8 protein-coding genes are annotated in these 11,840 nt (G+C 63.5%); 5 read left to right on the top strand and 3 right to left on the bottom strand.

The features are described from left to right. Genes LZC95_49720 through LZC95_49705 form a run of 4 tightly spaced genes read left to right on the top strand, consistent with a single transcriptional unit; the run spans window position 1 to window position 6,548 of the window. Window positions 1-546 (top strand): sigma-70 family RNA polymerase sigma factor, encoded by a 546-nt coding sequence (locus LZC95_49720; protein ID WXA94512.1) that lies wholly within the window; start codon window positions 1-3, stop codon window positions 544-546. Between the two features lie 7 nt (window positions 547-553). Further along, window positions 554-1,750 (top strand): HlyD family efflux transporter periplasmic adaptor subunit, encoded by a 1,197-nt coding sequence (locus LZC95_49715; GenBank protein ID WXA94511.1) that lies wholly within the window; start codon window positions 554-556, stop codon window positions 1,748-1,750. Then, window positions 1,747-4,431 (top strand): ATP-binding cassette domain-containing protein, encoded by a 2,685-nt coding sequence (locus LZC95_49710; protein ID WXA94510.1) that lies wholly within the window; start codon window positions 1,747-1,749, stop codon window positions 4,429-4,431. The genes LZC95_49715 and LZC95_49710 overlap by 4 nt, the downstream gene beginning before the upstream one ends. Next, window positions 4,428-6,548 carry an ABC transporter ATP-binding protein/permease gene (locus tag LZC95_49705; protein WXA94509.1) on the top strand — a complete coding sequence of 707 codons (2,121 nt, stop codon included), beginning with the start codon at window positions 4,428-4,430 and terminating at the stop codon, window positions 6,546-6,548. The genes LZC95_49710 and LZC95_49705 overlap by 4 nt, the downstream gene beginning before the upstream one ends. Window positions 6,549-7,141: 593 nt before the next feature. Here the strand turns inward: LZC95_49705 and LZC95_49700 are convergent. The 3 genes from LZC95_49700 to LZC95_49690 form a co-directional block, all read right to left on the bottom strand. Then, window positions 7,142-7,969 (bottom strand): hypothetical protein, encoded by an 828-nt coding sequence (locus LZC95_49700; GenBank protein ID WXA94508.1) that lies wholly within the window; start codon window positions 7,967-7,969, stop codon window positions 7,142-7,144. Window positions 7,970-8,278: 309 nt separating this feature from the next. Next, entirely contained in the window at window positions 8,279-9,193 is a 915-nt protein-coding gene (locus LZC95_49695; protein WXA94507.1) for an acetoacetate decarboxylase family protein, read from the bottom strand. A 441-nt stretch (window positions 9,194-9,634) separates the two neighbouring features. Continuing rightward, window positions 9,635-10,873: an outer membrane protein assembly factor gene (locus LZC95_49690; GenBank protein WXA94506.1), complete on the bottom strand. Its 1,239-nt coding sequence runs from the start codon at window positions 10,871-10,873 to the stop codon at window positions 9,635-9,637. 395 nt (window positions 10,874-11,268) lie between these two features. On the opposite strand from LZC95_49690, the gene LZC95_49685 reads away from it, so the two are divergent. Continuing rightward, complete coding sequence (locus tag LZC95_49685; protein ID WXA94505.1) at window positions 11,269-11,769, top strand: EF-hand domain-containing protein; 501 nt, start codon at window positions 11,269-11,271, stop codon at window positions 11,767-11,769. Window positions 11,770-11,840: the final 71 nt, after the last annotated feature.

Below are 11,840 nucleotides of genomic sequence, written 5' to 3'. Positions count from 1 at the left end.
ATGCCGACCCTTCGCTCTCAACTTCTTTCGGAACTTCTCCCCGTCGTTCGCGCGGGCATTCGCCCCTCGCGTCTCCGCGCGTGCTATGCGGAGGAGGCCCTCCAACAAACCCTGATTGCGTTGATACCGCACGTCGCACGGCTGGAGGCGATGGGTAAGCGTGAGCGAGATGCTTACGTATTCATGGCGGCCTCCCGGAAGGCCATGGCGGTCCGCAAGCGCGTCGGGCTCGAACGAGCGCGTGGTAGCGAGGACGAGGTCTCGACGTGGGAGCGCGAGGTAGCAGGCAGAAGTGTGACTCCGGAAGACATGCTGCGCGCCGCTGAAGGAGCCGAGCACGCGGCACGTGCTTTCGAAGAGCTTCCCAGCCAAGACAAACGCGTGGTCGCGGCCGTAAACGAGGACGGACTTTCCGAGCGCGACGCCGCAGGGGAGCTCGGTATGTCTCGTGGAAGCGTCGCTTATCGATTGCGCCGCGCGCGCGACATGCTGTCCCGTGCGTGGCTCGGAACGACATCATGGGCGGGGCGGCCGCGTCGGGGGTGATACCGCCATGTTCAGCCGTACGTCTCGCGTTCTCGATGCCGACAGCTCCCGGACCCGTGGACTAACCGCGGTCGTTGCCCTTACCCTCCTGGCGGTGTGGGGCACATGGCTCTTTCGCGGAGAGCTCTCGGTCTACGAGACCAGCGAGGCTGCCCGCCTCGAGGTCGTCCGTGCGGCACACCCGTTCGATGCGCCGATCCCAGGGCGTGTCGTTAAAGTCAATTTCGCTTTGGACCAAGAGGTCGACGAGGGAGACGTTCTCGTTGAATTGGACTCGGACCAACAGCGCCTTGCGCTTAGCGAAGCAAAGGTGAAGGCGGCAAACCTTGGTCCGCAGTTCACCGCAACACGCGCCGAATTGGAGGCCGAAAAGAAGGCCCTGACGGCATTTCGAAGCCAGGGAGATGCAATCCTCGGCGAGGCCTCGAGCCGCGCGGAGGAAGCCGAGATCGCAACCCGACTCGCACGTGAGGAGCTTGAGCGAATCGAGAGGCTAACGGACAGTGGTGCCATGCCCGATATCGACGCGGTGCGGGCGAAGGCGGACGCCGAGCGGAAGGCCGCGACCGCGGCGGCCCTTCGGGCGCAACGGACCAAGCACGAGGGCGAGTGGATCACCGGGCAGTCCGACCGAAACACCCACATTGCCGCGTTGCAACGAGACGTGGTCCGGCTCGAATCGGAACTCCATCAGATCGAAGCACAGATTGAGTCGCTCGAGCACGAAATTGATCGACGACGTATTCGAGCTCCGGCAAGTGGGCGCATTGGCGAGATCAGCTCCTTCCGTCCGGGCTCCTTCGTGGACGAGGGCGACCATCTCGGAACCATCGTCGCGCGCGGCGATCTGCGGGTGATCGCCGAGCTCAAGCCAGCATCCGCGTTTGGACACGTGCGCACCGGCCAGACTGCACAGGTGCGCTTCGATGGCTTTCCTTGGACAGAGTTTGGCGACACCAGAGCGTCCGTAACAGATGTGGCACGCGAGGTGCGCGATGGCCATGCGCGGGTCGAGTTGAATATCGTTTCGGCAAATGAGCGCATTCCGCTGCAGCACGGATTACCGGGAACGGTGGAGATTGAAGTAGAGCGAGCGACGCCTGCGGCTCTCATCTTGCGGGCCGTCGGACGCCTTCTTCATCGAGGCAACAGCGATCCACCGCGTCCAACCGAGGACCGTCGCGAGCGCATTACCCGGCAATGATGCGCCGTTTTCAGGCACCGGAGGTCATTCAGACCTCGGCGATGGATTGCGGACCGGCCGCCCTTAAGTCATTGCTCGAGGGGCACGGAATCAACGTCAGCTACGGGCGCCTGCGGGAGGCATGCCAAACGGAGGTCGACGGAACCTCCATTGATGTCCTCGAAGATTTGGCTGTCCGCCTCGGACTCGATGCAACCCAAACCATGTTGCCCTTCGAGCACCTGGCGGTGGGCGATCCGTTTCCAGCCCTCCTCGTAACGAAGGATCCGGTAGGCGCGTTGCACTTCGTCGTCGTTTGGCGACGCATCGGTCGGCGCTTCCAGATCATGGATCCGGGGCGCGGGCGGCTTTGGGTGGACGCAGCGACGTTGCGGCAAATCACATTCAAACACGGAATGCCGATTCCTGCGTCGCAATGGCGTGCATGGGCCGGAGGCGTTGAGGCGCACGAGGCCTTCGCGGTGCGCTTCGCTCGCATCGGCGCGCGTAAGTCCGGGGCGGGTCTCCTGGAGAGGGCTCGGGCAGACCCATCATGGCGATCGTTCGGCGCGCTCGATGCGGCGTTGCGGATGACCGAGTCGCTGGTGTTGGAGCGGGCCATCGAACGCGGGAACGCGGCGAGCTCGCTTGTTGAAGAGCTCCTCGACGAGGCGCTTCGCGATCTTGTCTCCGGACATTTCGATGACTCCAGCGAGCTGATTGTACCACGCAGTTACTGGTCCGCCGCACCGAGCGCAACACCAGAGCACATCATGCTCAGCGGCGCCGTGCTAGTGCGCGTCTTCGGCGTTCGGCCAGAGAAGACGGACGCACCGCTTCCGGCCGAAGTAACAGCTGCCCTCCGCGAGCGGCCACCGCGACCCTTGCGCCATCTCGGTTCCATCCTGCGCCAAGACGGCGTACTCGGGCCCGGGCTCCTCCTGCTCTCCCTGGTCGCTGCAACGCTTGGCGGCGCACTCGAGGCACTGCTTCTGCGATCCTCCATCGACGTAGGACGTCATCTCGGTATTCCGGAACAGCGGCTCGCCGGCATCGGCGTGCTGGTAGCGCTATTGGCCATATTGCTCGTGCTCGATGTCTCGTTTGCCGGCGGGGTACTGCGCGTGGGCCGGCGACTCGAGACACGCTTGCGCATGGCATTTCTGCGCAAGGTACCGCGACTGCACGATCGCTATTTTCAGTCCCGTCCCGCGTCGGACATGGCGCATCGTTGCCATGCTATTCACCCAGTGCGGGAGCTTCCGCAGCTCGGCGGTCGCATCGTGCGCAACGCGATGGACCTGCTCGTGGTCGCGGCGGGGCTCGTTTGGATTGATGCGCGCAGTTGGCCACTCGTGCTCCTGGCGGTCGTGGTCTCTACGGCCGGACCATGGTTCGCGCAACGGAGTGTGGCCGAGCGCGATTTGCGTGCCCGATCGTTCGATGGAGCGCTCACCAGGTTCTATTTCGATAGTCTCCTCGGGCTTGTAGCGCTCCGAGCGCATGGTGGAGAGTCGACTGTGCGTCGGCAGCACGGTCGCGTGACGGTGGAATGGGCCCGAGCTTCGCTGTCCCGAATTCGCGCTTCGACGTTCATCGATGCGCTTCAGCAGATCGGCGGTTCGTCCCTCGCTGTGTTCCTCGTATTTGCGTATCTGGTGCACGAGCCGGAACCGGCAGCCGTGCTGCTATTCGTCTATTGGGCGCTGAATGTTCCGGTACTCGGGCAGGAGATCGCGCGGACGGCGCTGCTTTATCCGTCCATGCGAAATCGGTTGCTTCGACTCATGGAGCCGCTCGATGCCGTGGAAGAACCGGCTGCGAACGAAGGGAGCCAGCCGGCAACGGGCACCCACTCCGACGTCGCCGAAGCACACATCGTGTTCCGTGAGGTGTCGGTACGTGCGGCGGGGCATACCATTCTCAAGCACCTCGATCTTGCCATTCCGAAGGGCGCACACGTCGCGATCGTCGGTGCATCCGGTGCTGGAAAATCGAGCCTCGTGGGACTGCTCCTCGGGTGGCATCGGCCCGCCTCCGGTTCCGTATTGGTCGATGGCCTGCCCTTGCGCGGCGATCACCTGAAACAGGTGCGCATGCAAACGGCGTGGGTCGACGCATCCGTGCATATTTGGAATCGCTCCCTTCTGGCGAATCTCGAGTATGGGGCGGTGCCCAACGGCGATGGTCGCGTGGACGCGGTCCTGGAGGATGCCGATCTTCTGGGCTTGCTCGAGCGACTGCCCGATGGCCTGCAAACTGAGCTCGGCGAGGGTGGCGCGCTCGTGGCCGGCGGGGAAGGACAGCGCGTACGACTAGGACGCGCAATGATGCGCAAACCAAAGCTCGTCGTTTTGGACGAGGCCTTCCGGGGGCTCGATCGTGAGTGCCGGCACGTCCTCACGGCCCGCGCCCGTGAACGATGGAAGAGCGCCACGCTCCTTTGCGTGACGCACGACGTGGAGGAGACGCGCACCTTCGACCGCGTGATCGTACTGGACGGAGGTCGCGTCTGCGAGGACGGGAACCCGGCGGAGCTCCTGGCGCGCGACGATTCGCGCTACGCGAGCATGCTTCGCGCCGAGGCAGACGTCCGGCGAACGCTATGGAACGGAGACGCCTGGCGAAAAGTCACGGTCCGCGATGGCCAGCTGGCGGAGGGAATGCCGGTGGGTGCCCGAGGGGCCGAGGTGCGAACGTGACCTCACCGAGCGCCCCCATCGCGTCCCTCGTATGGCCGTCGTCACGCGCTGGCGAAGCCCTCGAGTCCATCGTTCGCGTTGCCGGGCGCCCCGCACGAACGTTCCTGCCTGGGCACGCCTCCCTTGAAGATGCCGCACGCGAGCTCGGACTCGAAGCGGAGCCACTCTCCGTCCGGTACGGGGACATCGACGTACTGCTCGGCACCAGCGCTCCTGCCCTGCTGCGGATCGCTGGAGCGTCCCCTTCCGACGAGCACCAGCTCATCGCACTCCTCGACGCGAACACCAAGCGCGCGCACATCGTAACGCCGGATCATACCGTGCGCACCGTCGCGCTGGCCACGCTGCGCGATGCCCTTTACGGCCACGCAGAAGGTGTACATGGAGCCCGCATCGAAGGCATTCTCGCGCGGACTCCGCTCTCGTCGCGAGACCGTACGCGCGCACGAGCCGCCCTTCTCCGAGAGCAGGTTCGCGAGCTCCCTCTCGACGCGGGGTGGGCGCTGCGCATTTCGCCTGCGACGCCATTTCTTGACCAGCTCCGAAGCGCGGGGGTCATCCGCATGCTTCGTGCAACGACCATCGCGCACGCGGTCAGCTTCGCCCTGTCGCTGCTCGCATGGTGGGTCATCGGACGCGGAGCACTCTCGGGCCATCTCGACCGCGGCTGGCTCTACGCGTGGGCTCTCGTTCTGGCCACTCTCGTTCCCATTCGCGTACTCACCGCGTGGTGGCAGGGGATCGCGAGTGTCCGCGCTGGGCTCCTCTTGAAGCAACGCATGCTGCTTGGCGCGCTCAACCTCGTCCCCGACGCTATCCGGAGTCAAGGCACGGGTCAGCTCTTAGGACGCGTCATCGAAGTCGACGCCGTCGAAGACCTCGCGATGCACGGAGGCTTCGTCAGCCTCGTGGCACTCGTGGAACTCGGCATCGCCGTGCCGGTGCTCGCGCTCGGGCCGTCGGGCCTTGCGTCCGTTCTGGCGTTTGTCGCCTGGCTCGCCTTCGCCGGCTCTCTCATCTACCGATTCGCCCGCCGGTGGCTTGCATGGTCGCATGCGCGCATCACGATGACCCAGGACATGGTCGAGGGAATGCTCGGTCACCGCACGCGGGTTGCCCAGGAAGATTCGACTCACTGGCACGACGGCGAAGACCGCGCCCTCGCCGCCTACGCCGAAGCCACGCGCGCCCTGGACCGAGTCAATACGGCCATCACGGGCCTACTGCCGCGCGGCTGGATGCTCCTCGGCTTTGCGGCCCTTGCGCCGGCGTTCATGGGCGGAGCGGCATCGCCCGAGAAGCTCGCCGTCGGCATCGGAGGTGTTCTGCTCGCACGAAGTGCACTCATGCGCATCACCGCCGGGCTCACCTCCCTTGTGGGTGCCCTGGCGGCTTGGAAACATGCAGCGCCGCTCTTCGACGCGGCGGCTTGCCCCAAGGCCCCTGCCTCCGCGCGGATACCACCGGTCACGACGGCCCATGACGGCGCCGAGCTCCCTGAGGCCATGACACTTCTCGATGTGCGTCATCTCGACTTTCGTTACCGACCGGAGGCTGCGCCGGTCCTCCGCGATGTGACATTTCGTATCCGACACGGAGAGCGCATCCTCGTCGAGGGCCCGTCGGGAAGCGGAAAGTCAACCTTCGGCTCGGTACTTGCGGGACTGCGCACGCACGACGCGGGCCTGGTTCTCCTTCGCGGACTCGATCAAAAGTCACTCGGCGCCCCGACCTGGCGGCGTCACATCGCGGCCGCGCCCCAGTTTCACGAGAATCACATTCTGTCCGAGACGCTCGCGTTCAATGTGCTCTTGGGCCGCCGATGGCCGCCTCGCCGAGAGGACCTTCACGAAGCCGAAACCGTCTGCCGCGAGCTCGGGCTCGGCCCAGTTCTCGAAAAGATGCCAGGTGGCCTGATGGAACGGGTCGGCGAAACCGGTTGGCAGCTGTCGCACGGCGAGCGCAGTCGCGTTTACCTGGCGCGCGCGCTCCTCCAGGGGGCTGAACTCGTGATCCTCGACGAGAGCTTCGCTTCACTCGATCCTGAGACGCAAAAGCAGGCGCTCGAATGCGCCATGAAGCGTGCGCCATCTCTCGTCGTGATTGCGCACCCGTGACGGATCGAGGCCCTTGGCCGCGATTCCGCTGGTCGTGCTTCGAAGGACTTGGTCAGGCTCCGTAGCGGATGGTCGCGCTCCGTAGCCGTCGGTCGCGCTTCGAAGCCGTTGGTCTCGAGTCTTTGTTCGGCGAAGGCGAGTTTATGGCTCGGTGGTACCCGTCTTTGTCTCAGTGAACCCCAATAAAGCCGTTGGTCACCCCCTTCGTAGCCGCTGGTCGGAGAGCCTTCGTAGCCCTGGGTCGCGAAGAGACGAGAGACGGAGGCGGTTCGATTCGACTACCGAGAGGGGCGCTGCTCGACAGCGGGGATCGGGGACCGGCGCAACCGGTGCGGAGGCCCGCTGGGCAGGGCGCAGGGCGAGACGGGCTGCTGAGGGTCGTGAGGTGGCCGCGGCGCCGAGGGGTCTCTGCAGAGGGGGCAGAGAGAGGCGTTGAAGCGATCTGGTCGGGAACCGGAGGGCCTTTGCAGGGGGGTCTCTGGGGCATGCAATTCCCTCCAACGGCTCTTTCGATTCGAGGGTGCGGCATCCACCGCGCTCGCTCGAGCGACACGCAAGAGACGAAAGAGGTAAAGCCCATAGGCCCTGCGGGATTACGCGAAATAGAAATGAACCCCGCGTGCCGTCAAAATCATGATCGCGAGTACGATAATCGCGAGCACGATGGCAGTGGGGCTCCTTGGAATCACCTCGCCCACGGGGACTTCGGTGCGCACCTTGCGGGCCCGCGGCACGATGAACAGGAGCACGCCCTGACCAATGAGCGCGGAGGGGATGAGGCCAATGATGATGTAATACATCTGCTCAGCGGGAAGAAAGAACCCACCGATTCCCGTTCCCACGGTACCCGCCAAATAGGGAACCATCGCGAGGCGGACGAGGCTTTCGGAAAAGGTGCCGAAAAGAGGAGCAAATGCCCGAACCGTCACCGTACATAGAACGATACCCAAAACGATCTCGATGGCGCGCAGCAGCCCTTGGTGAGGCCAAAGGGCGATGATGTCCGCCCAATCGCCTGCGCCGAAGATACCCGAATATGTCGGGTAGCAGCACCCGTGAAAGAAACCGATGGCCACCATGAGCCAAAGGAAAAACCGGAGCGAGATGTTTGCACGCGTACGGATCGCATGTCGAAGCCACGGATACAGAACAAGCGCGAGCAAGATCGTCGAAAGCGAACCCGACACCGACACGAAGCGGCTGCCCATCGTTCCAACGGCCACGGCGGGAATGTTGTCGGGCGCGTCCATGGACGTCGACGTGAGCAACAAATGGCGTGACCCCATCAGATAAAACGGCAGGCCGTGGCCGACGACCTCGTGCCACTGGACAATCAGATAATAGGCTATGTAACCAATGGCCGAAAGCGTTAGGATATCGTGGTTGCGCGCACGGGAAGGCGACGCTTCGGCAGAAACCATGGGTACCGTCAGCTTCAAATGTTGACTTTGCGCCTGTCGGACTGGCCTATGATTGCAATACGGGAAGCTTGGTCGCGCTCCACGCATAACCGAAGATAGGGACGCTTGAATTCGCGTCCACAGATAGGAACTGAAAATCAAAGTATGAGATGTATTCGGCGCTACGAACGCCGTCCGAACGTTCGACTGGAAAGCGGACGCCACGCGCTACATCGTGCACCTCTCTCGATGATGCGGCCGAAAGGGGGCTTCTGATTCCGAAGGGGCTCGCGGGTCCCGGTATGTGGGACCCGCGGGTTCCCACGTTTCTCAGCGCGCGTCCGGACCGGTGAGGATCCGCAAATCGGATACCGTGTACGAAAGCGTGCTGCGGAATCCTTGTCCGGTACCGACAATCCACAGATCCGCCAGTTCCTCACCTGGCGCGGGGAAGAACTGGAGCTTGCCGGAGCCCGCCCAGGTCGTACCGAGCTGCACTCCGTCCAAAATAGACAATGTGAGCTCGTGCACAGCTGGATTGTCGTATTGACCGGCCCTCAATCGGGGGAAGTGCCGGAGGTTGACGATGGGCCGGGACAGCGCGGGCAGGTTCGGGATCGTGTTCGCCAGCGTGATCTGGCCTTCCGCCAAACGGCGACCCGCGGCCGACAGGGTTCCGGCGAACGTTCCGCCCGGCCCGAGAACCGGTGCGGCCTTGCTGGGCACGGAGTAGGCGCGAGTCTGGTGGACCTGGCCAATCTTCTTCGGGAAGCCCTGGAACCAGCCCCTGGCAAGGGATGCGTCGTTGTCGACCCAGATGAACGGGCACCACGCCACGTTCGTGCTCTGGAACCGAGCGTCCAGCAGGATCAGGAACTCGGAGTACTGGCTGCGCACCGGGTCCAGATAGTCCTGCCGGTCGCCGGTGGTGAACTGCCAGTCGATGAACAATGCGTAGCCGTGACCTGACGTGGTGGGGTCCGGTGTGAGCCCTGCGGGCAACGCGGCCTGCGCAGCCTCCGGGGTCGTCCAGAACTCAATGCCGATCAGATCACCGACGTAGTTCCACGGCGGTGCGCCGACGATGTTGGCCTCGCCCCTGGCACTCAAAGGAAGGCTGTATCCGTTCAGTTCGTTCGGTGGCAGGGTGGCCGCCGACGCCTGCGCGACAAGGCCGGTACCGGCCACCGTCGCGACTCCCCCGAGGATCATGCTGCGCCGACCAATGTTCGAATCGTCGGTCACGGAGAATCTCCAGGCGCATTTCGGCGGCAAGTCACGACGGTGGCCAATAGAGCGGGCGGAAGGAAAACTCTATGCGAACGCTGGATGATGCGCTTCATGATGATGATTCCTTTTCGCGGGAAGCAGCCGTTCGATTCGAACGGCCGGCGGAGGGGTGCTGGTTCGCGCACGTCGCAACCAGCATGCCGCATCGCTGTATTTCGGTTTCATCGGGTCTTTGGCTTTTCTGTGGCAGCACTCGAACGTGCACAGTGCGCAGTGTTTGCGCTGCCTCCAAACTCGTTCGAAATGTTTGCCGCGGCGCGACCGCGCGTCAGTCGATAATGACCATTGCGTAACATGTGAGTCATGCGCTGACCGCACGCCACATGGCATCCGGAGGCGTGAATCCCATTGTGAGATCCCGAGCGGCGAGAAGCCTTTGGCATCGCCGTGCGGCAATCAAAAAATGAGTCGGTCGGCCAGGTAATACCCGAGAGGAAAGCCGGAAGGCTCATGGTCGGTCGGCGAATAAGCGACCTCCAAGCGGAGGACGCTCGATCGGTCCCATTGGAAGTAAAAGCCGCCGCCCACGCTGTATTTGATGCCCGGCGTGCGGCCGTCGAAGGCGGAGGTGTCGTAGTTGTTCCAGACCCGGCCCGCGTCGAAGAAGGTCGTCGTCCCGATCTGGAGTATCCAGCTGAGAACGTGAAATGGCGGGATGAATGTGGTGCGCAACTCGTAATTCGCGATCACTTTGATGTGACCGGCGTATCTGCCCTCGGGAATTCCACGAACCCCGCGGTCATCTCCGACCATGTGCTCCGGCTCGAACACGCCGCCTTGCTGAAGAACGTAGAAGGGAACGCGACCGAACTGGAAGCTCGCGAAGACACGGGTGGCCAATGTCATCGAGGGACCCAGGGGGATGTACGACGCGAGCTGCGTCGAGACCTCGCCATAGGCCACGCGTTCGGCGCTGCCCACCATACCGAGTACTCCGAGCTGATAGTAGATGCCCCTATGTGGCGCGAACTCGAAGTCGCGCGTATCGAGGATGAGTCCCCCGGCGACGCCCGCGAGAAGAGCGCGCTCGGTGCCGGCGAGGCCGGAGTACTTTGCGTCGTATTCGAGCTTGGAGCCCGGGTAGGCCTCCGGGAATTCGTACCGGAGATGTGCCGCGAAGCCGGCGTCGAAAGGCGTCCCCGTTTTGACCCGCACCAAAGATCGGATGCGAACGTTCTGCGCGATGTACTCGTTGCGCCGCAATGGCAGAGGACCGAGCGGCAAGTCCTTGATCGAGCTTGCGTTGCCCAGCCCGTCGTAGCGTGTCGAGATGTTGCGCGCGATATTCGCCCGGGAGTCGATGCGAACGCGCCCGCCGAAGAGGCCCGGCAGATCGAGATGCAATACGTGATACTGCTGGAGCATTCGGAGGCCCCGGCCGTCGCCGGTTTTGAAGCTCGAGCTCAGCGCCACGCCCAAGAGCCACTTATAGGGTCGCGCGTCGTCGTAAAAACGCGCGAGGGTCGCCGAGATACCGAGCTCCAGGCCGACGTCGCTATTTCCACCGACCCCCACGAGCGGAACGAACTCGTAGCGACGTGGGGGGAGCTCCTCTTTTTTCGACCCGGATGCCGGATCCGCGTGCGCCATGGCCGAGCTCGCGAGAACGAGCAGGCCCGTCAGCCATGTCGCCATCGTGAGAGGCCGTGTGCGACGACCGTGGGAACCTGGGGCGCTCCTATTACCAGCCGGAACGGCCTCGACCATCACCATTTCGCGGGTCCAAAGCAGCGGCCATTTTACTCACAATGGTGGCCTAGCGCCCCGGAAGTCAAAAGGTTTTCGAGAGGGTCGTGACGCGGCGGTCGAGCGCTCTGATCGGCAACTCCGCGCCAGGCTGTCGACGAAGAAAAAATGGAGACGCTTCTCGCCTCCACCAAGCGTAGACATCATGTCGCCAAAGACGGGGGGCCAACGGCGTAATCGAATTCGATGTCCGAGCGACTCCTACTCATTCCGCACTATCGGGCTCCGTCGTAGTCTGATATGAAGTCTTCAAATCCGAATACCTGACAAGAGGAGGGACTCCGATGAGCTACAGGAGACACGTCTTCGCCATGCTCGACGCGGATGGTGATGGAATCATTTCGAAACGAGAATACCTCGCACGAACCGAAAACGTGACCCGCGCGACGGGACGCTCGAACGACGATCCGCTCGTTGTCGTCGCGCGTTCGGCAGCGGAGCGGACGTGGGCGTCGATGGACGCGAACGGTGACGGTGGGATCAATTTCGAGCGGTACAACGCGTGGGCCGGTGGACCTGCGTTCGATGCCGTCTGCAGGCATGCGCTGGGTACCCTGTTCGACCTCGCCGACGCCGACAAGGACGGGGCCTTGAACCGAGCGGAGTTCATGATGCTGCGCGAGACGCTGAACAATCCGGTGGGCCAAGCCAACGCCGCCTTCGATGCATTGGATACGAACCGCGACGGACTCGTCGGCCGTGACGAATACCTCGATGCAATCCGCGCACATATCACCGGCGATGGCTCTCCCATGGGGGACGTGTTGTATAGCCCCGAACAGTGAGCCCCCTCTCCTCGCTCGATTCGCGAGTTTGAAATGGTCGAATTCCGCAGATCGATAAATGGGTGAGGTCA

The organism is Sorangiineae bacterium MSr12523, assembly GCA_037157775.1.
GTDB lineage: Bacteria > Myxococcota_A > Polyangia > Polyangiales > Polyangiaceae > Pendulispora > Pendulispora brunnea.
This window is presented reverse-complemented; position numbering and strand designations above follow the sequence as displayed.